The following is a 23,261-nucleotide window of genomic DNA, read 5'->3' on the forward strand; positions in this document are numbered from 1 at the left end:
TCGAAAGGTGACGCTGTATCCCCGTTCCCCGCGCAGGTGATCTGGCCGCGAAGCGATCACGGATCCAACACGTGCGTTCCGTCCCCATCCCGAAAACGCGGTGCTCCTCGACGAGCGAAGGCGCCGGGTCGGGCGGCGCCGGGGGTACGGGCGGCGGCCGCGCCGAGTCAGGGGGTCAACGAGCGCCGGAGGCGACGGGCTCGTCGCCCGGCGACGTGTCGCTCCTGGCGTGAAACCGGATCAATGCGGCCATGTGAACGTTCACAATACACGCCGGAGGGACCCCTCGCAAGCCCTGGAGTGAACGTGGCCCTCCGAGGCAAGCTCGCTGAAGGGGTGCTAGCGCGACGTCGGCGCTCGAGCCGTGCGGGGTTCGTGCAGCGTCGACGTGAAGATCGAACGAGATCGTCCTCGCGTCGGGCGCCACGATGCATCCAGCGGGAGCGCGGCGCCCGGAGCGCGGCGTGAACGACCACGACAGCGAGAGCGAGACGGCAGTACGAGCGGCGCAGCTCGGCAGCCGACCACGTGGTTCACTCCTTCGCGGACACCGCGGACGAATGAGGAGTCCTCAGCCCGCGATCTCCACGGCCGGCGATAACAAAGGCCGCTCGAATCCTGGGGATTCGAGCGGCCTCGGTGCGCGGCCCCCCGCCGCGAGCCGCCTTGTTACCACCCCAGAGCTTCGATCATCGTCTCACCATAACGCTGGCCCATGAGAACAACGGACGCATGATCGAAGTGGTACTGATCCATGACCTTGGTCCCCTGCTGAGTGACCCAGTACCCCATCGGCAACATGTCGGCCGCCTGGTGCACGAGGTTGTTATGACCGCTGCAGCACCCGCCCGCGGGGAGCTCTCCGAGAATGAAGGGGACGTCGTAGTCGACCCCCCAGGCCGCCTTCACCTCGTTATAGAGCTGAACGACCTTGCCGGGCCATGAGGCCTGGCCGCTGTCGGATTCACCCTGGTGGAAGATGATGCCCGCGAAGCGCGCGTTCTCGGCCGTCTTCGCCTTGGCGATCTTGTTCATGATCATCTGGTGATGTGAGCCACCGGTGATGAACGTGTTGATCGACTCACCGCTCTCCGCGGTAGCGACCAGCCCGATCGTGTCCCCCTCGGGCAGCTTTCCGAGCAGGGTCTTGCCGAACCAGATGCCCGGGTCGACGGCGGTCGACAGGTTCCATCCCTTTTCACCAGGGCAATCGCTGAGCGGCGGATTGGCCAGGTTCCACTGTCCGGCCGGCTGGTTGCACCCGCCGAGGACCTTGAGCCGCTGGTCAGAATTCTGGTCACTGTCCTGTTTGTCTGCGACACCAGCCATGTTCGACTGGCCCATGAGCATGAAGATGTGAAACGTCGGACTTGAGCTCGGCGCGCCGCCGGTGCCTGACCCGCTGCTCGCCGATGCGGTCCCTCCCGTGGCGTCACCTCCGGTTCCAGCGCTCGTGCTGCCCGTCGCGGCGTCTCCGGTCCCCGCGCTCGTGCTGCCTGTCGTGCCGCCTCCGGTTCCAGCGCTCGTGCTGCTCGCCGTGGCGCCTCCGGTCCCCGCGCCGGCCCCTCCGGTGTTGTCGCTCGCACCGGTCGCGCCGGGCGAATCGGACTCGCCACAACCGGACGCAGCGATGATGCAGAGGAGCGGGAGGAGCAGGATTCTGGGTGTGCCTCGGATGGTGCGGTTCATCTCGGTCATGGTCGTTACCTCGTCGCGCCGGGGCGCGATCTTGAAGAGCATGGCGGAATCAGTGGGCCGGCGTCGCGATGCCGGTGCGGCGGACCTCGCCCGCAAAGAGCCAAGCGCCGGGGCCCAGTCTATCGCATCCTGGGAGCCTGGTATCCAGGATTCGGCTCCAGGACAACACGAGGAGAAGACCGTGACGCCAAAAAATTCCACCATCAGCAGCGTTCGTTCTCCCTGCGCCTCAAGCGCCGACCGATCCTTTTGAAGCGAAGCGGTTTGCTGATACTGGACCGCAGGAATTTGAAATGGACGCGCCGCGCGGGCAACGCCGGGGACGCATCACGAGGCAGCCGCGCTGCGTCGCGGAGCTGGCCAGCCGCTCGGAGTCCCTGGTTCCGTGCGTCGGACGAGTCGCCCACCGTGTCGAGCTCGGCGCGTCGCTCTACGTGCTTGAGCCGCCGGACGACGCGCTCTTCGCGGCGTAGGCGGCCATGACGATGGGAACCAAGATATGGATGGCCGGCCGCGAGGCGATCATCGAATTCTTGACGTCTACCAAGACATCAGCCATCTGCGAGACGTCGGACAAGCTGCACACGAAATCGGTCTCCCTCGATGCTCGGACGTTGAAGGCGTTCATCGAGCGAGCAGCGAAGGAGTGAGCAAGCCCAGGACCGCGCGCACGCGCGGGTTCCGCGCACGAGGGGTCGAACCAGGGATCCGGAGAGAGATTTCAACCCAAAGGCGCAAGAGCAACAAACGGGTTGAACCCGCCTGAAACGAGCAGAACTTGGAACCGCCAAGACGCCAAAGACGCCAAGACATTGTCTTCTTCTTGGCGTCCTTGGCGTCTTGGCGGCTCATTTCTCGCTCGCTCAACGTGATCGTTGTTCTAGTACTACAGCCGCGGTTAGGGAGCCCGGGCGCGGGCAAGCGGCCGATGGCGGCGGCGCCGGTAGCAACAGGCGCGAGCCTGGGCGCGTTTTCGGCGTCGCCACCTCGACCACGCCCAGCGGAACTCGGGCGAATGGGCGGGCAGCGGAAGTACCAGCTCCATCAGGCGGCGGACTTCGGGAATGCTCCAGGGCGCCAGCGTCGGCGGACCGTCGGTTTCTTCGGGCGCGGCAGGCTTTTTTTCCCCGACGTGTCAAGCGCCGTCTTCTGCATGGGCTTGACGTTCTTCCTCGATCCCGGGCGCGTCGCTTTGGGCACGAGCTCGGGGTTCATCGCCGGGGCGTACGGGAAGGCGCCCTCCGCGGGAAGCTTCGCGCGCACGAAGGCCAACCACGCCAGGGCCATCATCCCGAGGGTGATGTACCGATGCCAGCTCGGCCACGAGCGGACCTCGTAGTGGTCGAGGCCCACGTCATCCTTCGCCTCCTCGAAGCACTGCTCGATCGTGTAGCGCGTGGAGGCCACGTGCGCGAGCGTTGTCAGCGGCGTGTCGGCTCCGGCGTTGGACAGGTAGTAGCCCACGTCCGACGGCTTCGAAACAGAACGGCGGGCCAGTAGCCAGACGTCGTCGGCCGGCAAGCGCCGACGGCTGTCGACGACGCGCGCGCAGGCCCAGTCGTACTCGATGGGTCCCTTCTCGCCTTGATGGATGGCGAGGCGATGCCATTGCTTCGGCGACCACTGGGCCACCACCTTGGCCACGGTGGTGGCGTGCGGCGCGCCCGGTGCAAGACGAGTGCGCGTGCGGAGCGGACCACGAGGGTGCTCTCGTTCGGTTGGGGGCTCCGCGACCTCGGGTCGCTCGGGCCACACCGGCGTGCTCGAGACGACCGCGAGAACATACCGATGGCCCTGCGCGGCGATGCCGTCGCGAAGCACGCGGTCGCCCCCGTAGACTTCATCGCCGGCGACCCACGCCATCGGTACACCTCGCTGCCAGGCGCCATGCAGCATCTGCATCGCCAGCTGCGGCTTAGTCCGGAACGCGACATCCTCCGGAACGTGAGCGTCCTGCCTCCGCTCCGGATCGCTGCACCACGATTCCGGCAAGTAAAGACGACGATCAAGGATCACATGTCCACGTGGGCCGTTGTAGCTGAGGAACACACCGATCTGGCAGTTCTCGATCTTGCCTGCCGTCCCACTGTATTGCCGCGCCACGCCGACGGACTTTGTGCCTTTCTTGAGGAAGCCCGTTTCGTCTAGCACGCCGATGCCCTGCGGATCGCCGAACTGCTCGATCGTGAAGTCCATCAGGAGATCGCGCGCCGCATCCGCGCTCCAGTCCGCACTGTACAGCAGCCGCTGCACGCGATCGGGCGTCGGATCCCCGATGGCCTCGGCCAGCTGCCAACCGTTCCGCCTCGCCGCCGGCCCCATCAGCGAGCGCACGTACTTGATCGCCTGCTCGCGCGGCTCGCTGCGCGCGAACAGCCCCGCGAATCGCGCGTGAAATGCCTCAAAATCTGCTGCCAGCGCGTCCCACGCGGCCGCTGCTGGCAGCTCGCTTGCCCCCGGATCCATAGGCGGATCCTGGGTCCAACCGGATCGATGTCGAGGTGCGGCTGTAGTACTAGGCAGGCGGCCTCTCGCCGGGGACGGCTACTCCAGCCGCGGCGCCGTCCACTTCATCCAACGGGCCAGGTCGGCCCGCGCCCCGTCGCTCCGGAGCACGTTGGTGTCGTCGGTGCCGCCTCCGACGAGGAACTTCTTCACGTACGCCTCGAGGATCGCCCGCTGCTGCGAGGGGAACTGGCAGTGCTGGTGGCCGCCGAGCTGCCAGTAACCCATCCTGTCGGGCACGCCGAGCCCCTCCCAGATCGCGTGGGCGATCGAGCCGGCCGTGAACGTGCTGTCGATGCCGAGCCAGTCGATCTTGTTGTCGAGGACGAGCAGCGCGCGCGGCGCGACGAGGCCCATCACCATGTGATGATCGAACGGCAGGTTGGTCACCCGGCTGCCGAAGTTCGAGCCGAAGTCCTGGCGGAACCACGGCTGCTCGCCGGCCGCGCTCGACAGGGTCTGCACGTTCTCCCCGGCGTTCCTCCCCGCCTGCGAGACGCGCCAGCTCGCCGAGCCCCCGGCGCCCGACTCCTGCGGGATCGTCAGCGCGATGCGCTCGTCGAACGCGCCCGCCATCAGCGCGCCCTTGCCGTTGCGCGAGCAGCCCGTCACGGCGATGCGCTTCGGGTCGATGTTGGCCCCCGGGGTCTTCTCCAGCGCGTCGATGATCCGGCTGATGCCCCACGCCCACGCGACCATCGAGCTCGCCGCGTGCGTCCTGCCGTAGAGGTCGTAGAACTTGCCCGTCCCACGCGAGCCGGCCCCGCTCTGGGCGCCCATCCCGTTGTTGTCGAAGTTGGCTGTCGCGACGCCGTTCCGGGTGAACACGCTGGTGTCCAGGTTGTTGCCGCCGATGCCGATGACGAGCGGGATGGCGCCCGCAGGCGCCCCAGCAGGCCGGCTGATGTCGATGGAGAAAGAGACGCTCTTTCCTGCATCGTTGACGCCGACCGTCAGCCTGTTCCCGGAGAACGAGCCCGTCACCTTGTCCTTGGACACCGCCGGCTTCGGGCCGGACTCGTACTGCTCGACCTGCGCCTTGATCTCCGCGCGTCGGCACGCCCAGTCCGATTTCTTCGTGATGCGCGAGCCGCTCGCGTTCAGGAACGGGTCGTGATGGGTCTCGAAGGCCGGGAGCGCCGACGCGGCCGGCAAGCTCGGCCTGGGGCAGCTCGCGCCGCTGTCCTCGACGGGGCCGGAGCCGCCCGACCCGCCGCCGCCGCCGGAGCCACCCGCGCCGCCGGAGCCGCCCGCGCCGCCGGAGCCGCCCGCGCCGCCGCTGCCGCCCGCGCCGCCGCTGCCGCCCGCGCCGCCCGCGCCGCCGCCGCCGCCCGTCCCCGAGCTGCTGCTCGACGAGATCGAGCTGCTGCTCGATGAGCTGGAGCTGCTGCTCGACGACGAGGAAGCGCTCGTGCTGCCGACCGTGCCGCCGCTGCCGGTGACCGATACGATCGACGGCCGCCCGGAGCCGGTCCCGCAGAACCCCCACTTCGTCGAGTTGCCCTCACCCGGGGACTGCCCCGGGGGCGGCGGCTCCAGCGATCCATTGTGGGCCACGTTCGAGGCGGTGAACTGCCCGTTCCCCTCCGCGAGGCTCACGTTCCACGCCTGGCTCTTCGACGAGCCATTGAGCGCGACGACAACGCTCCAGCCGGTGGTCCTCGGCGAGCGGCTCTTGTTCGTCACGGTCACGTCCGCGCAGTAGCCGTTTCCCCAGTCCGACGTGACCTTGATATCGGCCGCCATCGAGCGGTCCGCGCTCTCCACGGCGGAGTCCAGCGCGTCGAGATCCTCGCCCTCGATGGGCTCAGCGCTGCACGCCAGCAGACCGCAGGTGAATGAAGTGGAAATGTAGCCAAGCAAGCGAGTGATGCGCATCCAGGTTCTCCATGATCGGACCGGTCGGGCCGCGGGCTTCGCTCACGATGAAGTTGTGAACCAGCGAGACGCCTGCGAGCTCTTCCGCTCCGTTGTTGAGGCTCCCAATTCCCGGCCAGCGGGCTCTTGATCACGACTACCCGCAGGCCTGTGCCGACTACATGCCTGGCAACCATGATGCCTGTCAGAGAGACACTCACCTGTGAACACCCCGCGTGGTGGGCCGGGCATCGGCTGGATCAGCGGAATCAGAAGAAGAAGAAAGCGCAACGCGAGCGCACGGCCGCAAGAAGCAAGCTATCCCGGCAATCGTCCCCCCCGGAGTCCACCCGGAGTCGGGCCCTGAGCATCCGGCGACCGACCGCTGCACACGGCCGAGGACCGTCCAGATGGCCAAGGCGGTATTGGAACATTCATACAGACGTGAGCACAAAGTCAACACTCTTTTATTTATCGCAGGCTGTTTCGCCGTGCAGCGGCCGTGGCCCACATCAATGTACAGCCACGTTGTTCGCGCGGGCTCTGGAGACGGCGCCGCGTTCAGCTCGTTCAGCTCGTTCACTGTCCCGGGAAAACAGCGATGATCCGGCGATCGGGTCAGACGGGGACCGGGAGCCCTTCACGCCAGAGCTCGCCGCCCTCGCGCGGCGCGGCGCGGCGCCGCGCCGGCGGGATCGGCGGCCGGATCGGCTCGACGGGGGCCGGGCGGCCCCCCTCGCCGGGAGCGCTCGCTCGCGTCACTCGAGCGCCGGCGGTGTCCACGTCATCCACCGGGCCAGGTCGGCCCGCGCCCCGTCGCCCTCGAGGACGCTCGTATCGTCGGTGCCGCCACCGACGAGGAACTTCTTCACGTACGCCTCGAGGATGCCCCTCTGCGCGGCGGGGAACTGGCAGTGCTGGTGGCCGCCGAGCTGCGAGTAACCCATCGTGTCGGGCGCGCCGAGCCCCTCCCAGATGGCGTGGGCGATCGAGCCCGCCGTGAAGGTGCTGTCGATGCCGAGCCAGTCGATCCTGTTGTCGAGGACGAGCAGCGCGCGCGGCGCGACGAGGCCCATCACCATGTGATGATCGAACGGCAGGTTGCTCACCCGGCTGCCGAAGCTCGAGCCGAAGCTCGCGCGGAACCACGGCTGCTCGCCGGCCGCGTGGGAGAGGGTCTGCACGTTCTCCCCGGCGCTGGAGGCCGCCTGCGAGACACGCCAGCTCGCCGAGCCCCCGGCGCCCGACTCCTGCGGGATCGTCAGCGCGATGCGCTCGTCGAACGCGCCCGCCGTGAGCGCGCCCTTGCCGTCCCGCGAGCACCCCGTCACGGCGACGCGCCGCGGGTCGATGTTGGCCCCCGGGGTCTTCTCCAGCGCGTCGATGATCCGGCTGATGCCCCACGCCCACGCGATCATCGAGCTGGCCGGGTGATCCTTGCCATAGAGATCGTAGAAGATGCCCGTCCCGCGGGAGCCGCCCCCGCTCTGGGCGCCCATGTTGTTGTTGTTGTAGACGGCCGTCGCGACGCCGTTCTGGCTGAACACGCTCGCGTCGAGGGTCATGGCGCCGAAGCCATAGAAGCTGATGAGGAGCGGAATCGGCCCCGAAGGCGCCCCGGCGGGCCGCTCGATGTCGATGGAGAAGGAGACGCTCTTCCCTCCCTCGCTGACGTTGACCGTCAGCTTCTTCCCCGAGAACTCGGCCGTGACATTGTCCCTCGACACCGCGGGCTTCGGCCCGGACTCGTACTCCTCGACCTGCGCCTTGATCTCCGCGCGCCGGCACGCCCACTCCGACTTCTTCGTGATGCGCGAGCCGCTCAACATGAGGAATGGATCATGGTGCGCCTCGTACGCCGGGAGAGACGACGCGTCGGGCAGCGTCGGCCTGGGGCAGCCAGCGCCGCTGTCCTCGACGGGCCCGGCGCCGCCCGGTCCGCCGGCGCCCGTCCCTCCCGCGCCTGAGCCGCTCGCGGTGCCCTGGCCTGCAGACGTCGTGGCGCCGTCCGAGCCTCCGTCGCCTCCGCCCGACGGATCGTCGGTGCCTGATCCGCACGCGATGAGCAGCGGGAGCAAGGCGGTTCCGGTGAGCAGCTTGATGTGCGATAAGGACATGGCGGGCCTCCCTGGGTCTACAGGGCCCGGCGCCGTCACGCTCGAGCCGGTCGAGACGCGTGTTCCGCCGTCGGGAACACCGGATCGCAGCGCGACCGCGTGTCCACGCTCCGTGGAATGCCGCCTCGATCACGTCTCTCGCGGCAACAGGCCGCGACGCTCACGATGGCTGGTGCCGAGCCCGGTACGGATTACAGGCTTGTAAAACACTTCGCGCACCACCGCAAGAGGTGCGACGCGACGAGGAGGGGAATGGATTTGTCTGCTGAGGTGCCTTGCGAGCACCTCCACCCACCGCACGCCCATCGCGCGGAGCATGGGTCTCGTGTGCGTGAGATCACACCGCGCGACCGGCGGCGCTGGAGAGCGAAGGCGCCTTCGGCTTGCCGAAGCGCGCCATCAACTTCACGCCGAACTCCCGACCGAGGAGGCGGGGGACAAACGCCATGATGCCGTTGACGGCGCCGTGGACGACCGACGCGCGGCCTGCCGCGAAGGCCGCGAGCCCGACGCGCACCACGTCTTCGGGCCGCGCCCGCCTGTCGGCCATCGGGACGTCGCCCGAGCGCTGGAAGAACGCTGTCTCCGTCGCGCCAGGGCACAGGGCGAGGACGCGCACGCCGCGCGGGCGGTACTCGGCCCAGAGCGCCTCGCTGAAGGAGAGGACGAACGCCTTCGTCGCCGCGTAGACGGCGAAGTACGGAATCGGCACGAAGGCCCCCGTCGACGCCACCTGGATGACGCCCCCGCGGCGCCGCTCGATCATGGGCATGAAGAGGTGCGTGAGCTCGACGAGCGCGCCGACGTTGAGCTGGACCTGCTCGCGCTGCGTCGCCAGGGAGAGATCGCCGAAGGCGCCGTGGACGCCGAAACCGGCGTTGTTGATGAGGACGTCCACCGCGAGCCCCTCCGCGGCGACGGCGTCGAAGAGGCGCTGCGCGGCGCCCGGGGCGGCGAGATCTGCGGCGATGACGTGCGCCTTGCCCAGCTCGGAGGCGAGCGCGGCGAGCTTCGCCTCGCTGCGCGCGGTGAGGATGAGCGTGGCCCCGCGCCGCGACAGCTCGCGGGCGAACGCCTCGCCGATACCCATGGAGGCGCCCGTGACCAGCACCGTCTTGCCCGTGAAATCGAAAGTACTCATGCCTTTGATCATGGGTTGCGGCTCGCTTGTCGACAACGGGCATCGGTGGTAACCCGTTTTCCAGGAATGGAAAACGCAGGTTCTCCGCTCTGGGACGATCTCCGCGTGCTCCTCGCGCTGCACCGCCATCGCAGCCTCCTCGCCGCGGGCAAGGCGCTCGGGATCTCGACCTCCACCGCCGCGCGGCGCATCGACGCGCTGGAGGCGGCGCTCGGGCGGCCGCTCGTGCACCGGAGCAACGGGGGGACGTCCGTCGAGCCCGACGCGCTCGATCTCGTGGCGCTGGCCGAGCAGATCGAGAGCAGGCTGCGCGCCATCCGCCGCGACGAGGGGGAGGAGGCGTTCTCCGGGACGGTGCGCGTGTCGCTGGCCGATACCATCATTCAGCCCACGACGAAGCTCCTCTGCGATCTCCGGCGGCTGTATCCGGGGCTCTTGCTGGAGATCCTCTCGGAGGCGCGGCTCGTCGACGTCGCGCGGCGCGAGGCGGACATCGCGGTGCGCGGGAGCAAATCGTCGTCGCCCGCGGTCGTCCATCGCGCGCTCGGGCGGGTCCCGCTCGGGCTCTACGCCGCGCCGAGCTACGTCGAGCGGAGGCTCCGGGCCGGGCGGCTGAAGACGGCCGATTTCGAGCGCCACGATTTCGTCGGTTACGAAGGGATGCCGGGGCAAGGGACGAAGATGACGTGGCTCGAGGCCCACGGGGCGAGGCGCTTCGTCCTGCGGTCGAACTCGCACTTCGCGCTCCTCGAGGCGGCGCTCCAGGGGCAGGGCATCGCGCTGATGTCCGAGCCCACGGTGCGCTCGACGGCGGGGCTCGTGCGGATCGAGGTCGACGCGGAGCTGCCGTCCGTTCCCATCTTCCTCGCCTACCATCGGGAGCTGCGGAACGTGCCGCGCGTGCGCCTGGTGCTCGACGCGCTCGACCGGGCGGCGCGCGACGCGCTCCGCTAGCGCGCCTCGCCGCGAGCCTGCCTCCTGTCAACCACGCAGCATCAATTGGATGTCGCCGACGCCGCGGTCGGGCCCGGTCGCGACGCCGGGGACATCGCATGGTTTCATCGTGTCTCGCGGTCGACATGCGAGGACGCGCGCTGTTACCGTCCCGGCGTCTTATCCAGAGCGCGGCGAATGGCGCGTCCGCTGCCATGGCCGCCGGGAGGTGCTTCGTGACGTCGTCTTCCAGTCGAGCGTTGTTGTTGTTGCTGGCGGGGTGCGCCTCGGCGTGCAGCGCCCCCGGCCCGCAGGCGGTCGGGGATGGCCCGGCCGAGCGTCCTGCGGAGAGCCCGCCGCGGCCGGGCGCGGCGCCGATCGAGATCGGGCAGATCGTGAGCAGGGCGCGGGCGCGCTTTCGCGCCACGCCGCAGGGGCTCTCCGCCGAGGGCGCCGCGCACCGGATCGACCTCGAGGGCGGCGCGGCGCGGATCCGCGCGCGGCCCTCGGCGACGGCCGCGCGCGAGCGGCGAGATCGGCACATCCAGGCGCTCGTCGAGGCGCGCTCCGCCGCCGAGCTCGAGGCGCGCCGCCGCGCGCTCGGCGAGGCCCTCCTCGACGGGGCGTCCGGCCAGCGCCCGCCGGGGGTCGCGCTCACGCTGACGACGCTGTCGATCGCGCGCGCCGGCTACGAGTGCGTGGACGGCGAGGGCCGCGTGCGCATCGCCGACGACGGCGGCGCGGAGCGCGCGTTCGAGACGTGCAGCGAGCTGTGGAAGAACCATGAGGCGAACGCCGAGCAGGCGTTCCGGTTCCCCGCGCGCCCCGGCGGGAGCGGCGATCTCGTCGTGCGCGTGAGCGCCCGGCTCGGCGCCGAAGGAGGCGCGCCCTCGCTCGCGAGCGTCGCGAGCGACGCGCGCGGCCTCGTCCTCGGCGCGGCGCCCGGGCAGCGGTTCGTGTACGGCCACGGCACGTGGATCGATGCGTCGGGCCGCCGCGTGCCGGTGCCGGCCCGCTGGGCGGACGGCCACATCGAGCTGCGCGTCCCCGCCTCCGTCGTCGAGGAGAGCGGCTATCCGGCGCTGCTCGATCCGGAGGTGGGCCCCGCGATCGAACCGGAGCCGCCCGTGCCCGTCCAGATGGACGTCGGCGTCGATCCGGAGATCGCCACCGACGGGGCAGGCTACGTCGTCGCCTTCGAGTACCTGTCGCGCATCCGCGCGGTCCGCGTCGACGCGAGCGGGAACGTGCGCGACCTCGACTGGCTGGATCTCGGCGAGGACGGCGTCGGGCAGATCCAGCCCAGCGTGGCCTACGGCGACGGCCGTTACCTCTTCACGTGGTGCCGCAATGACGGCGACGGGTACACCATCCACGGCCGCATGATGCGGGCCGACGGCACGCTCGAAGGGTCGGCGAGCTTCGCGATCGCGTCGTCCGGCGCGGCCCAGTTCTTCCCCTCGGTCGAGTGGAACGGCGAGCGCTTCGTCGTCTCATGGCTCGGCATGACCGCCGACGGCGTCGATGACGTCCGCGTGACGCTCGTCGACCCGAGCGGCGGCGTCGTTCCCGGCGCCGAGCGCGCCGTCTCCACGAGCGGCGAGGCGTCGCGCCCGGTGGTCACCTCCGGAGGGGGCGTGTCCGTCGTGGCCTGGGACGACGCGAACGGCAGCGAGCGCGCCGTCCGCGCCGCGCGCGTGGCCGGCGACGGGACGGTGCTCGACGTCGGCGGCATCCCGATCTCGGAGGGCCCGGTCAACGCGCGGCTGCCCGCGCTCGCGTCCAGCGGGGCGAGCTTCCTCGTGACGTGGGTCCGGGACGACTGGCCGAGCGCGATCCGGGGCGCGGTGCTGAGCGCGGACGGCACGATCGCCGCGCGCGACTTCCCCATCTCCCGGTCGAGCCCGGGCACGCAGGCCCCCACCGCGGCCTTCGACGGCACGAGCTACCTCGTGGCCTGGGCCGACGCGCGGGACCGCCGCTCGATGTTCGGGGCGAGCGTCTCGGTCGACGGCGTCGTGCAGGGGACCGAGGACGTCCGGCTCGCGGACGGGGCGCCGCGCTCGGTCCTGGATCCGAACCGGAGCTCGCTCGTGTGGAACGGGTCGCACTTCCTCCTCGCGTTCCGCGGTCAGGGCATCGAGGGCAGCCTGATCCGCCCGGATCTCACGCTCGCCGCGGGCCGGATCGTGCTCAGCCCCATGCCGAACAGGACGTGGAACGCGGCCGTGGTCTGGACCGGCGAGAGCTACCTCGTGGCCTGGAGCGACGAGCGGGACATGGACTGGAACCGGGCGCAGGTGTTCGTGCGCGCGGTGCGCGTGAGCGCCGCGGGCGAGGTCCTCGACCCGGTCGGGATCGATCTCCAGAGCCGCGCCGTCTCGTTCGAGCTGGACTCGAACGGCAAGGGCAGCTCCGTGCTCGCCTGGAGCGAGCTGCTCGACGTGCCGTATCTGCGTCCCATCGCGAGCGACGGCGCGCCCGGGGAGAGGGTGGCTATCCCGTCGGGCTACATGACGTCAGGGCCGTCGATCGGGAGCAACGGCGACGGTTATCTGGTGACGTACGTCGAGAGGGGCGCGGAGGACCCCTTCCCGCGCACCGCGTGGGGCCGCCTGCTCGACGCTTCGGGGAGCGCTGGCCCGGCGTTCCCGATCTCGACCGCTACCGAGTCGCCGTTGTACGCGTACCCGCTCCCCGCCGGGCAGGACTACCTGGTGGTCTACAGGAACATGGACGCGGGCGTGCGTCTCGTGCCCGTGAGCCGCACGGGAGAGGTGGGGGAGAGCGTCTTGCCGTCGGCCCCACCGGTGTCCGTCTACGGGGCGACGGACGGCTCGGACACGCTCGTGGTCATGACGGCGGCCACGAGCGCCGGTGGGCAGATCAGCGGTCGCATCTACGGCGACGGCGGCTGGCGGGGCGAGGCGTTCGATATCGCGCCGACGAGCGCGGGCGGTGCGGTCGTGGCCTGGGACGGCGCGGCCTACCAGGTGGTGTGGCAAGAGGCGGAGACGCGCAGGCCCCGTATCCGCGCCGTGGCGCCCGACGGGACGCTGGGCGCGGAGGCGCTGCTCCTCGATGAAGAATGCACAGCGACGGGGCTGGCCAGCAGCGGGGACGGCCGGCTCCTCCTGACCTGCGAAAGGTCCGGCATCGGCGGGTACATGCGGCGCATCGCGTTCCACCTGATCACCCCGGAGCCCTCGTCCGGGACCGGCGCAGGCGGCGGCGGTGGCGCCGAGGCGGGCGCCGGCGGCAGCGGCGGCGCGGCGCCCGGCGCGGGCGGCAGCGGTGGCGCGGACCCCGGCGCGGGCGGCAGCGGCGGCGCGGACCCCGGCACCAGCGGCAGCGGTGGCGCGGACCCCGGCACCAGCGGCAGCGGTGGCGCGGACCCCGGCACCAGCGGCAGCGGTGGCGCGACGCCGGGCACCAGCGGCAGCGGTGGCGCGGAGGCCGGCGCAGGCGGCGCCGGTGGCGCGGACCCCGGCACGGGCGGCACCGGTGGCGCGGCGCCCGGCGCCGGTGGCGGCGGTGGCGCAGAACCCGGCACGAGCAGCACCGGTGGCGCGACGTCGGGCACGGGCGGCACCGGTGGCGCGGACGCCGGCACGAGCAGCACCGGTGGCGCGGAACCCGGCACGAGCAGCACCGGTGGCGCGGAGCCCGGCACCGGCACGGGCACCTCCAGCGTCTCTACCACCAGCGGCGCCTTTGACGGGAACGCCGACAGCGGCGACACGCAATGCAGCTTCCGCGGCGGCGCCAACCCGTCCGGGCATCTCGGGCTCGCCGTCTCCCTGTTCGGCCTCGCCCTCGTCGCGCGACGCCGCGGCGCCGGGAGCGCGCGCGACGCGCGCTCGCCCGCCTTCCGACGCTGACCCCCCTCGCTCAGGCGGCGCGTCGCCCCCGGGCGTCGCGCGGCTCAGGGCCGCGGTTCGCCCCCGGCACGGTAGGCGCCCGGGGGGACGCCGACCTCGCGGCGAAACGCCACGTTGAAGGCGGCCTCGTCGCGGTAACCCACCGACGACGCCACCTCGGCGAGGGCGAGCTCGGGACGGTCTCTCAGCTTCTCCTTCGCCAGCTCCATACGCCAGCGGGTCAGGTGCCGGAGCGGGCTCTCTCCCACCTGCTCACGGAAGGCGTGAGCGAAGCCCGAGCGGCTCATGCCGGCCTCCCGCGCGAGGGTCGCCACGGTCCACGCGCGCTCCGGGGCCTTGTAGAGCGCGTCCAGCGCCCGGGCGACGCGCTCGTCGCCGAGGGCAGCACGAAAGGAGCCAGGCGGCGCGGGGCGCTCGAGCTCCGCGCGGATCGCCTGCAGCAGGAGCAGCTCCGCAAATCGAGCGGCCATGACCGGCGCGCCCGGTCGCCCGCCGCGCACCTCGTCGCGGATGCCGTCCAGGAGCCGGCCGAGACCTGGCACCGGCTCACCGGCACCGCCGCCGACGAGCACCACCGAGGGCAGCGCGCGCAGGAGCAGCGCCCCTCCGGCGCCGGCGAGGCTCATGGCAGCGCAGAGCACCACCGTCTTCGAGCCGTCGCCGCCGAGTCGACGCCGCACCGCCTGCGCGCCCGGCCGAGGAGGCTCCATCCAGCGCTCCTCATCGGAGACCGGAGCCCCCGGCCGGTGTCGGAGGCAATGGGGGATACCGTGCGGCAGCAGCAGCAGGTCGCCCCGGCTTACACGGATCTCTCGGCCGTCGAGCTCCAACCACATCTCGCCCTCGACGAGGTGGTGGAGCAGGACAGCCTCTCGCCGGCCGACGCGGGCCCCCCAGGGGGCACCGAGCTCGATGCGGCCGAAGAGGCTGGTCTCGATGCGCACGTGGCGGAGCAGCGCGGTGAGGACATCGGGCATTGGACGATCACAAAGGGGAGATGGACGCTATCACATGGTGAGCCCGCCGGGCGTCCGCCACGATCCACGCACCGACTGACAAGGAGACAGACATGGATGTTTTCATCACCGGCGCGAGTGGCTATATCGGCTCGGCGGTCGCTCGCGCCCTCGTGGCCCGCGGGCACCGCGTGCGCGGTCTCGCCCGCAGCGACGCGTCTGAAGCGAAGGTGCGCGCCTGCGGAGCGGCTCCGGTCCGCGGCAGTCTCTACGAGCTCGACGTGCTCGCGCGCGCGGCGGCGGCCGGCGACGGCGTGGTGCACGCCGCGGCGACCACGGGAGAGGATCGCGCGGCCACGGACGCGGCGGCGGTGACCGCGATGCTCTCGGCCATGCGCGGCGGAGCCTTCGTGACGACCACCGGAGCGCCGCGGGCGCGCTCCTCCCGGGTGCCCGTGCCGGAGGACGACACGGCGAGCCCCGGTGGACCGCTCGAGTGGCTGGCGGCTGCCGAGTCGCGCGTGCTCGACGCGGCGGGCATCCGTGGCGTGGTCGTGCGGCCGCCCATGGTCTACGGCGACGGCGCAGGCCCGGTGGCAACCCTGGTGAAGGGCGCGCGCGCCGCGGGGGTGGCGCGTTATATCGACGAGGGCCAGAACCGCTGGTCCACCGTCCACGTGCAGGATCTGGCGCTGGCCTACGCGATGCTGCTGGAGTCGGAGGCGACCGGCGTCTTCCACGCCGCCGAGGCGTCGCCCGAGCCCATGGCGGCCCTCTTCTCGGCGGTCGGCGATGCCGCCGGGGTGCCGGTGCGCTCGTGGAGCCTCGCGGAGGCCCGGAGCGCCCTCGGGCTCATGGCCGAATTCCTCGCCGTCGACGCGGCCCTCGACGCGACCAAGCTGCGCGCCATGGGCTGGTCGCCGAGCGCCGGAGAGGCGCTCGGCGGGATCTGCGGCGCCCTGCGCAACCCCGCCCAGGGCTATACGGGCCACCGCGCCCTCAGGGCTTGATCTTGGCCTCGAACGCCCGCGTGACCGCCGGCCTCGCCTTGATCGCCTGCTCCCAGCGCGCGAGGTTCGGATAAGGATCCAGCGCGATCCCCATGCGCGCGGCCATCGAGATCCACGGGAAGGTCGCGATGTCCGCGATCGAGTACTCGTCGGCGAGGTGCTCGGACTCGGCGAGGCGCCCGTCGAGCACCTTGTAGATGCGGTCCTGCTCCTTCTGGTAGCGCTCGATGGCGTAGGGGATCTTCTCGGGCGCGGCGTTCCGGAAATGGCCGAGCTGCCCGAGCATCGGCCCCACTGCGCCCATCTGGAACATCAGCCACTCGATGACGCGCGATCGGCCCGGCTCGCTCGCGGGCAGCAGCTTGCCCGTCTTCTCGGCGAGGTAGATGAGGATCGCCCCCGACTCGAAGACGGTGACCGGCCCCTTCGGGTGGTCGTGATCCACCATCGCGGGGATCTTCCCGTTCGGGTTGATGCGCAGGTAATCGGGCTGGTGCTGCGCGCCAGACCCGATGTCGATGGGCTTGATGGCATAGGGAAGCCCGAGCTCCTCGAGGAGGACGACGGGCTTGTAGCCGTTCGGCGTGGTCCACGTGTACAGGTCGATCATCTGGCTCTCCCTCGCGCCCGCGCCGCGCGCCGGCTCTCCCGGCGCCCGCCCGGGGTCGCTGCGGCGGATGGTCCCCGGGCGACCCGCGGAGATCAAGCGGCCTCCTTCGGCGCGTGGCGCCGCGCGCGCAGCGGGCCCGCGCGCGTGACGAGGGCGACGCCTGCCCGTCAGCGCCTCGCCCCGCCCTCGAGGCGAGCCCGCGCTGGACGGCGATCGTCCGGGACGACGGCCTGAAGGATCTCGCGCGTGAGCCCGCGCAGCCACGCGTGCGCCTTGTCGGTCTCGTGGCGCCTGTGCCAGAGCTGGACGATCCGCAGCGCCGGCACCTCGAGCGGCAGCGGAAGCGCGCCGAGGCCCAGCGTCCGCAGGACCGGACCACAGACCCGCGCCGGCAGCGCGACGACGAGATCGCTCTCGTGAACGAGGTGCATGGCAGCCGCCGTCGTGGGCGCTGCCGCGACGACGCGCCGCCGCAGCCCCAGGGAATCGAGCGCGTCATCGACCGGATCGCGCAGGCGCCCGCGGCGGGACACGATGACGTGGAGCGCCTGGGCATAGCGCCTGGCGGTGAGCCGGCCCTGCGCGAGCGGGTGGCCCCGACGGACCGCGACGACGACGCGATCCTGGCCGATCAGCTCCCCGCGGATCTCGGGGATGGCCGGCTCCGTCGAGCCGATCTCGAGATCCACGCGCCCGTGGCGCAGATCATCGGTATCCGCGGCAGGCTCGGCCAGGAGCCGGATCTTCACGAGCGGCGCCTGCTCCTGCACCGCGCGCAGGAGCCGCGCGCCGATCGCCGTCGTGAGCGCGTCGTGACAGCGGACCGCGAAGGTGCGATCGAGCCGCCCGAGGTCGAGCTCCCGCTCGGGCGTGAGCACCGCGCGCGCCCGCTGGACGATCGCGTGCACCTCCTGCCGCAAGGCCAGCGCGCGCGGCGTCGGCGTCATCGTCCGGCCGGCGCGCACGAGGATCGGGTCCCCCGTGGCGTCCCGGATGCGGCCCAGCGTCCGGCTCATCGCGGGCTGGGAGAGGTGCAGTCGGGCCGCGGCGGCGCTGACGCTCCGCTCCTCGAGCAGCGCGTCCAGGGCCGTCAACAGGTTCAGATCCACATGCATTCAGGTAATCCTTTGCATAGCAACTATGCATTGGACGTCATACGATGTCCAGGGTTCACTTGCTCCGAGCGATGGCGCGCGGGCACGCGCAGGCCTCTCGCCTCAGGAGGAATCATGTCGATATTTGCCGAGCCAGAGACCCACCACGCCACGGGGCGGGACCGGAGCGCCGCCTGCGCCGACGACGAGTCCCTGCTGCCCACCGTCGTCGCGGCGCTCACCGCGGCGGGCGAGCGGCTCGTCCGTCGCTTCTCGGCCGAGCCGCGCCTCGGGAGCCGGGAGGAGATCTTCACCGCGCTCGCCGACAACGATGCGGTCTCCCTCGAAGCGCTCCGCGAGCCGCTCTCGCGCGCTCGCCCGGGCGCCGGGTGGGTCGAGGACGAGATCGCGCGCGGGCCTCTCCCGCCAGGGGAGTGGTGGGTCACCGACGCGGTGGAGGGGAACATCAACCACGTTCACGGGCTGACGGACTGGTGCGTCACGGCGACCCTCGTCCGCGACAACGAGCCTGTCCTGACCGCGGTGCACCTGCCCCTGAGCGGCGACACGTACACCGCCCGGAAGGGCGCCGGCGCCTACCAGGGAAGCAAGAGGCTCCGGGCGTCGACGAAGGCGGCGCTCGACGCCGCGTTCGTCGGCACCGGGCAGGCCGCGCCGGACGAAGACACGGAGACGTACCGGCGGATTGGTCAGTCCGTCAGCGCGATGCTCGGCAGCGCGCTCGTCCTGCGCGTCTCGGTCCCGGCCACCCTCCAGCTCCTCCAGGTCGCGGCCGGCCGGATGGACGTCTTCTGGCAGTACAGCCAGATCCGCTCCGGGCTCCTCGCGGGCGCGCTGCTCGTCGCGGAGGCCGGGGGCGCGGTCACGGACACACGCGGGAGCCGCTGGACCCTCGCCAGCGAGGACTTCCTGGCTGCAGCGCCGCAGCTCCACGCCGGCGCGGTCGACGTCCTGTCCACCATTCGATGAAGAGAGGATCCTGAACCATGGAGCGCGTCATGCACGACATCGGAATTCTCGGCTCGGGCCGGGTCGCAAGGGCCCTTGCCGGCAAGCTCGCGGGCGCCGGTCACGCCATCACGATCGGCACCAGAGACCCGGCGCGAGCCGCGGCGGCGTGGGCCGGGGCGCGCGTCGCGCTCAGGGATTGCGCGGAGGCCGCGCGCCGCTCCGCGATCGTCGTCAACGCCACGCCCGGAGACACGAGCGTCGAGCGGCTCGGCGCCCTCCGGGAGGAGCTGAAAGGAAAGGTATTGATCGACGTGTCCAATGCGACGCTGCGCGGTCAGGACGGCCTGCCCAGCGGCCTGCTCTACGCGAGCGGCAGCGTCGCCGAGCGCCTGCAGGCGGCGCTGCCGGAGACGGCCGTGGTCAAGACGCTGAACACGATGCTGTTCACCGTCATGGCGGATCCCACGAGCCTTCGCGTCCCCCCGACCGCGTTCCTCTCCGGCGACGACGAGAACGCGAAGGCGGTCGTCCGGCGGCTGCTCGGCGATCTGGGGTGGCCGGAGGGCTACATCGAAGATCTCGGCGAGCTCGCGACCGCCCGCGGGCCCGAGGCGGTCGCCTTGCTCGTCACCGCCGTGGTGCGAAAACGAGGGCTCGCGCCGTTCGCCTTCACGATCGCCCGGTAAGAAACCACCGGCGGCCCCGGGGTCCGGCAGGGAGGGAGAAGGCGCCCCGGATCCCCGGACGTCAGAACGACACAGCGCCGCTGTCCCCCTTCTCTCCCGCGAATCGAAGGGCATCGCCCGAGCGGCAGGCCGTCACGTGAACGCGGCCCCTTCGGCGGGTAGATTCGTGACAACAGAGGTGTTGCTTTCCAAAACGGGCGGACCGCTGTTGGAATCTTCTATCGCGGCGGGCTCCCGGACGAAGACGCCGAGGGCGACCCGGATCACCCCAACGCCAGACGGAGACGCGCGTCATGATTCACCCTTGACACCCGCAATTCGTTTGCCTTTGCTCTTCCCGGCTCCCCCTCCCCTGGAAAGGCTGATGCAGATGACGCTCCCCGAGGAACACGAGATCTCACGTTGCTCAGGCCGACCGCGCCCCGAGCGGTCCCGTTCGACGACGCACCCGAGGGTGCCACGCCTCCTCGTCGGGCTCCTGGGCGTCGCGCTCGCAACCGCCTCTGCCTCGTGCGGCTCCGACGGGTCGAACGACACGACCGGCGGCGGCGGGTCCACCTCGTCGGGAGGTTCCATGGCCGGGACCTCCTCCAGCGCGAGCGGCGGCTCGGGCGGCGGCGCCTCGACCGGTACAGGCGGAGGCGGCGGCGCAGGCGCAGGCGAAGGCGAGGGCGCCGGGGGCTCTGGCGGAGCGCTTGGCTGCGACGAGGAATATCCCGCGCCGGACTCCCTGCCGGACGAGACCGGCGCAGACCTCTGGCTCAGGTACCCGAAGGTCACGATTCCGGGCTGCGTCGCGGAGTATCAGGCGGCGTTGAAGCGCGTGGTCAAGCCGGGGAGCGGCGCGACCCTGGACATCGCCGAGGCCGAGCTCGTCAAGGGCCTGAGCGGCTTGACCGGCGCGGCCGTGGACACAGGCGCGGCCGTCGAGGGCCCGGGCGCCGTGGTGATCGGGACGGCGACCGCGGACATCATCAAGGACCTGCCGCTCGCGGCGCGCCTCGGGGATCTCGGCCCCGACGGCTACCTCGTCGAGGCCGCGGACGTGGGGGGACAGCCGGTGATCGCCGTGGCGGGCAACACGGAGGTGGGCGTGCTCTATGGCACCTTCGCGCTCCTCCGGCACCTCCAGAGCCACCGCACCCTCGCGGGCCTGTCGCTCACCGGCAAGCCCAGGATCGAGCACCGCATCCTGAACCACTGGGACAACCTCGATCGCAGCGTGGAGCGCGGCTACGCGGGCCGCTCCATCTGGGACTGGAGCGCGCTGCCGGGCACGCTCTCCCCCCGTTACAAGGACTACGCGAGGGCCAACGCCTCCCTCGGCATCAACGGGACCGTGCTCACGAACGTGAACGCCAACGCGCAGATCCTGACGCCATCGTACCTCACGAAGGTCAAGGCGCTGGCCGACGTCTTCCGCCCTTATGGCATCAAGGTCTACCTCACGGCCCGCTTCAGCGCGCCGATCGAGATCGGCAACCTGAGCACGGCCGATCCGAACAACGCCAACGTCAAGCAGTGGTGGGCGACCAAGGTCGACGAGATCTACAGGCAGATCCCCGACTTCGGCGGCTTCCTCGTGAAGGCGAACTCCGAGGGGCAGCCGGGACCGCAGGACTACAACCGGACCCACGCCGACGGCGCCAACATGCTCGCCGACGCGGTCGCGCCGCACGGCGGCATCGTGATGTGGCGCGCCTTCGTCTACTCGGACGACAACCCCCCGGACCGCATCAAGCAGGCTTACGAGCAGTTCAAGCCGCTGGACGGCAAGTTCAAGGACAACGTGCTCGTGCAGGCGAAGAACGGCCCGCTCGACTTCCAGCCTCGCGAGCCGTTCCATCCGCTGTTCGGCGCCATGCCCGAGACGCCCCTGGCCCTCGAGCTCCAGATCACGAAGGAGTACCTCGGCGAGGACACGCACCTCGCCTACCTCGGCCCGCTCTTCGAGGAGGTCCTCGACGCGGACACGTACGCGGACGGCGAGGGCTCGACCGTGGCGAAGGTCATCGACGGCTCGCTCCACGGCCATGCGCTCAGCGCGATCGCGGGCGTCTCCAACGTAGGTGACGACGCGAACTGGACCGGATCCCACATGAACCAGGCGAACTGGTACGCGTTCGGGCGCCTGGCGTGGAACCCGGATCTCTCCGCGGAGGCCATCGCCGAGGAGTGGGTCCGCCAGACCTTCTCGAACGACCCCGCGGTCGTCACGCCGGTCGTCCGGATGATGATGAGCTCCCACCAGGCGCTCGTCGACTACATGACGCCCCTCGGCCTCGTCCACATCATGGGCACCGATCATCACTACGGGCCAGCCCCGTGGGTGAACAACCTGAGCCGCGCCGAGTGGAACCCGTTCTACTACCACAAGGCGGACGCGAGCGGCGTCGGCTTCAACCGCACGTCGTCGGGCAGCAACGCGGTGGCCCAGTATTTCGCGCCCGTGGCACAGGAGTTCGGAGGTCGGGAGACGGTGCCGGAGGATTTCCTTCTCTTCTTCCACCGCGTCGGCTGGCAAGACGAGCTGAGCTCGGGGAGGACGCTCTGGGAGGAGCTCGTCCATCGTTATAGCCGCGGCGTCGATGAGGTGGGCGTCATGCGGGACGCATGGCAGTCCGTCGAGGGCCGCGTCGACAGCAAGCGCTTCGCCGATGTGGCCGAGTTCCTGGAGATCCAGCACTACGAGGCGCGCTGGTGGCGCGACGCGTGCCTCGCCTACTTCGGCCAGGTCGCGAGGCAACAGGTCCCGGCGGGCTACGCCCCCCTGTCCAACTCGCTGAGCTTCTACCAGGGGCTCAGCTGCCCGTCCGACGTGAAGAAGCCCCGCTGCTCGCAGGTCTACACGGGGGAGCCCTCGCCGGCCATCCTCCCCTGAGCGAGGCCCGGGGGGTCACCCCGGGCCGTGGATCGTCTCCGCGTGGCAGAACTCCCGCACGAGGCGCCGATCGGCCTCGCTCATGCCGTCATCCACCTTCCGGACGATCTCCCCGTCGAGCATGAGCCCGCGAAACGCCCTCGAGAGCCTGAGCTGCGTCTCGTGCCCGAGGTTCTGCGCCGTGTAGTCGAGGCCGAACGTCGCCCTGGCGTGCGCCTCGACGCGCCTCGCCATCTCGGTGTTGAGCGCCTCGGTGCGCTCCAGGATCTCGCGCATCCGGCGCCGCTCCTGCCGGCTCAGGGCCGGGACGACGTGATCGAACAGGAAATGATCGAACTTGACGTGGCGCGCCTCGTCCAGCCCGTGGGCGTGCAGGACCTGGGTGAAGAAGAACGTCCTCTTCGGATCCAGCGCCCTGAGGCGGCGCTCGAACACCGTGATGATCGACTCGCCGATGTACGCGGAGCAGCAGAGCGCCGAGAGCTTCACGTACGGCGAGTCGTCGCCGTGGTACACGGCGACCCGCTCGCGAAACCGGTTGTCGGGGCACTTGAAGTCCCGACCCGACAGCAGCCGGACGTGGCGATAGAACATGCTGGCGTGCTGGAGCTCCTCCGCGGCGAAGCACGACAGCGCGTGCTGGAGCTCGAACCCATCGCCGAGGGGCCGCGGGTCCGCCTGGACCTCCGCCATGACATGGGTCATCACCGTCGAGACGTGGCGCTCTATCTCGGCCAGCTGCGCGAGCTCCTTGGCGAGGTAGACGACGGCCTCCGCGCTGTGCCCCGGCGCGTCGAACGCCACGCGCGAGAGGAAGTCGAGCTCGTCCGCGGGCACCTGCTCCGGCCAGTCGAGGCCGCTCGGGTGCATCGTCCGCAGGTGCGCCTGTCGATTGATGTCGTGCAGCTCGGAACGCACGC

17 protein-coding genes are annotated in these 23,261 nt (G+C 70.9%); 6 read left to right on the forward strand and 11 right to left on the reverse strand.

All coding sequences use genetic code 11. The features are described 5' to 3' along the window. Nucleotides 1-669: 669 nt before the first annotated feature. The 6 genes from WMF24_RS26635 to WMF24_RS26660 form a co-directional block, all read right to left on the reverse strand. Entirely contained in the window at nt 670-1,740 is a 1,071-nt protein-coding gene (locus tag WMF24_RS26635; protein ID WP_437730201.1) for a sialate O-acetylesterase, read from the reverse strand. Nucleotides 1,741-2,128: 388 nt separating this feature from the next. Further along, complete coding sequence (locus WMF24_RS26640) at nt 2,129-2,326, reverse strand: hypothetical protein (protein ID WP_437730202.1); 198 nt, start codon at nt 2,324-2,326, stop codon at nt 2,129-2,131. A gap of 416 nt (nt 2,327-2,742) precedes the next feature. Continuing rightward, nucleotides 2,743-4,164, reverse strand: a complete 1,422-nt coding sequence (locus tag WMF24_RS26645; RefSeq protein WP_437729999.1) for an IS701 family transposase — start codon at nt 4,162-4,164, stop codon at nt 2,743-2,745. 78 nt (nt 4,165-4,242) lie between these two features. Next, entirely contained in the window at nt 4,243-6,081 is a 1,839-nt protein-coding gene (locus WMF24_RS26650; RefSeq protein ID WP_437730203.1) for a glucuronyl esterase domain-containing protein, read from the reverse strand. Between the two features lie 737 nt (nt 6,082-6,818). Further along, nucleotides 6,819-8,177, reverse strand: a complete 1,359-nt coding sequence (locus WMF24_RS26655) for a glucuronyl esterase domain-containing protein (RefSeq protein ID WP_437730204.1) — start codon at nt 8,175-8,177, stop codon at nt 6,819-6,821. A 337-nt stretch (nt 8,178-8,514) separates the two neighbouring features. After that, complete coding sequence (locus WMF24_RS26660) at nt 8,515-9,318, reverse strand: SDR family NAD(P)-dependent oxidoreductase (protein WP_437730205.1); 804 nt, start codon at nt 9,316-9,318, stop codon at nt 8,515-8,517. Between the two features lie 66 nt (nt 9,319-9,384). Between WMF24_RS26660 and WMF24_RS26665 the strand changes: the two genes are divergently transcribed. Both WMF24_RS26665 and WMF24_RS26670 read left to right on the forward strand, forming a co-directional pair. Further along, nucleotides 9,385-10,272 carry a LysR family transcriptional regulator gene (locus WMF24_RS26665; protein ID WP_437730206.1) on the forward strand — a complete coding sequence of 296 codons (888 nt, stop codon included), beginning with the start codon at nt 9,385-9,387 and terminating at the stop codon, nt 10,270-10,272. A 239-nt stretch (nt 10,273-10,511) separates the two neighbouring features. Then, nucleotides 10,512-14,132: a hypothetical protein gene (locus tag WMF24_RS26670; protein WP_437730207.1), complete on the forward strand. Its 3,621-nt coding sequence runs from the start codon at nt 10,512-10,514 to the stop codon at nt 14,130-14,132. Between the two features lie 44 nt (nt 14,133-14,176). On the opposite strand, the gene WMF24_RS26675 is transcribed toward WMF24_RS26670, so the two are convergent. Next, the gene (locus tag WMF24_RS26675) at nt 14,177-15,109 is read right to left on the reverse strand and encodes an AraC family transcriptional regulator (RefSeq protein WP_437730208.1); all 933 of its coding nucleotides are present in this window, start codon (nt 15,107-15,109) and stop codon (nt 14,177-14,179) included. Between the two features lie 92 nt (nt 15,110-15,201). Between WMF24_RS26675 and WMF24_RS26680 the strand changes: the two genes are divergently transcribed. Further along, entirely contained in the window at nt 15,202-16,098 is an 897-nt protein-coding gene (locus WMF24_RS26680; RefSeq protein WP_437730209.1) for an NAD-dependent epimerase/dehydratase family protein, read from the forward strand. On the opposite strand, the gene WMF24_RS26685 is transcribed toward WMF24_RS26680, so the two are convergent. Both WMF24_RS26685 and WMF24_RS26690 read right to left on the reverse strand, forming a co-directional pair. Further along, nucleotides 16,088-16,708 (reverse strand): glutathione S-transferase family protein, encoded by a 621-nt coding sequence (locus WMF24_RS26685; RefSeq protein ID WP_437738858.1) that lies wholly within the window; start codon nt 16,706-16,708, stop codon nt 16,088-16,090. The genes WMF24_RS26680 and WMF24_RS26685 overlap by 11 nt on opposite strands. A 167-nt stretch (nt 16,709-16,875) precedes the next feature. After that, nucleotides 16,876-17,823: a LysR family transcriptional regulator gene (locus tag WMF24_RS26690; RefSeq protein WP_437730210.1), complete on the reverse strand. Its 948-nt coding sequence runs from the start codon at nt 17,821-17,823 to the stop codon at nt 16,876-16,878. A 114-nt stretch (nt 17,824-17,937) separates the two neighbouring features. Here WMF24_RS26690 and WMF24_RS26695 point away from each other — a divergent pair, with 114 nt between their 5' ends. Together WMF24_RS26695 and WMF24_RS26700 are read left to right on the forward strand one after the other, a co-directional pair. After that, nucleotides 17,938-18,792 (forward strand): inositol monophosphatase family protein, encoded by an 855-nt coding sequence (locus WMF24_RS26695; protein ID WP_437730211.1) that lies wholly within the window; start codon nt 17,938-17,940, stop codon nt 18,790-18,792. A gap of 29 nt (nt 18,793-18,821) precedes the next feature. Then, nucleotides 18,822-19,460: an NADPH-dependent F420 reductase gene (locus WMF24_RS26700; RefSeq protein WP_437730212.1), complete on the forward strand. Its 639-nt coding sequence runs from the start codon at nt 18,822-18,824 to the stop codon at nt 19,458-19,460. Nucleotides 19,461-19,751: 291 nt separating this feature from the next. Here the strand turns inward: WMF24_RS26700 and WMF24_RS26705 are convergent, their stop codons facing one another. Then, the gene (locus WMF24_RS26705; protein ID WP_437730213.1) at nt 19,752-20,036 is read right to left on the reverse strand and encodes a hypothetical protein; all 285 of its coding nucleotides are present in this window, start codon (nt 20,034-20,036) and stop codon (nt 19,752-19,754) included. On the opposite strand from WMF24_RS26705, the gene WMF24_RS26710 reads away from it, so the two are divergent. After that, entirely contained in the window at nt 20,035-22,341 is a 2,307-nt protein-coding gene (locus WMF24_RS26710) for an alpha-glucuronidase family glycosyl hydrolase (protein WP_437730214.1), read from the forward strand. The two genes, WMF24_RS26705 and WMF24_RS26710, sit on opposite strands and share 2 nt — an antisense overlap. A 15-nt stretch (nt 22,342-22,356) precedes the next feature. On the opposite strand, the gene WMF24_RS26715 is transcribed toward WMF24_RS26710, so the two are convergent. Next, nucleotides 22,357-23,259, reverse strand: coding sequence for a diiron oxygenase (locus WMF24_RS26715; RefSeq protein ID WP_437730215.1), 903 nt, complete (start codon nt 23,257-23,259; stop codon nt 22,357-22,359). Between the last annotated feature and the right edge of the window lie 2 nt (nt 23,260-23,261).

The sequence above is a fragment of the Sorangium sp. So ce1335 genome (assembly GCF_051521615.1).
Classification (GTDB): domain Bacteria; phylum Myxococcota_A; class Polyangia; order Polyangiales; family Polyangiaceae; genus Sorangium.